General features: G+C 64.9%; 1 protein-coding gene. It reads right to left on the reverse strand.

Going from position 1 to position 1,040, the window contains the following annotated elements; genetic code table 11:
- Positions 1 to 117: 117 nt before the first annotated feature.
- Positions 118 to 1,040, reverse strand: a 923-nt coding sequence (locus EET13_RS29775) for a group II intron maturase-specific domain-containing protein (protein WP_244604205.1), incomplete at its 5' end; no start/stop codon positions are given.

Genomic DNA, 1,040 nt, shown 5'->3' on the forward strand with positions numbered 1-1,040 from the left:
GTTCGCCAGCAGCGGCGAGACCAGTCGGGTAGCTCCGGCGCGTTGCCGCGCCGGAGCCCCCTCAGAACCGTACGTGCCAGTTGTCCCGGCATACGGCTCAAGCAAGCCCAAAGGCATTCAGGCCACCTGCATTTCGGCTGCGCCTTCGTCGCCGATAGTGCTGCGTCGGCGGCAGAAGGAGTGGATGAGACGCGGATCGTCCGTGCCGTCGCTGCTGATGTGCTGCTTGCGCAGCGCTACCAGGGTGACGCGCACCCACTGCTCCCACTCGGTGGGGCTTTGCGGGTGTTGATCGGCATGCAGCAGCAGACCGCCGCAGGCGGCGCAGCGTCCGTGTTGAGCCTTGAGAAGGCGCCGGACCGGTGCGCTCAGCGGCGAGTCCGCCTGTTTGCGTCGACGCTGTGTCCAATAGTCGGCCAGCGCCGGGTCATCGGGCGAGGACGCGCCGACGACCATCGCGTGTCGGACGATCTTGGTCCAAGCGAACTTGGGCAGGTAGGCGCCGGTGTCCCGGTCGCCGAATACCCACCGGTTGCGCTTGGTTGGGTTGAACTGACCGTAATAGCGGTCCACGACCCACCACCGCGATTTGTTTGGGTGGCGGTGCCGCGCCCATCGGTAGGTCAACTTCCACAGGTAGTCATCGAGCGCGGAGAACACCTCGCTCGACACCTCGGTCCGGTAGTAGGCCGCCCATCCGCGGATGATCGGGGTGAGCTTCTTGAGCACCGATGCCGCGTTTCCCCCGCGCAGGGAACGCATTTCGGTGCGCAACCGTCTCCGGATGCGTCTCACGGCCTCTCGGCTGGGTTTGATCAGGACCAGCTTGCCGTGGTAGCGGCGGACGTTGAACCCGAGGAAATCAAAGCCGGTGTCGAGGTGCACGATGCGTGTCTTATCCTCGTTGAACACCAGACCTCTCGGCGCCAACCACTTGGCCAACCTGGCCTTAATCTGCTCCGCCTGCTCCCGACTGTGGCACAGGGCCACCAGATCGTCGGCATAGCGGACCAGCACTGGGCAGTCAGGTGCACTCTCAA

The organism is Mycobacterium attenuatum (assembly GCF_900566085.1).
GTDB classification, from domain to species: Bacteria; Actinomycetota; Actinomycetes; order Mycobacteriales; family Mycobacteriaceae; genus Mycobacterium; species Mycobacterium attenuatum.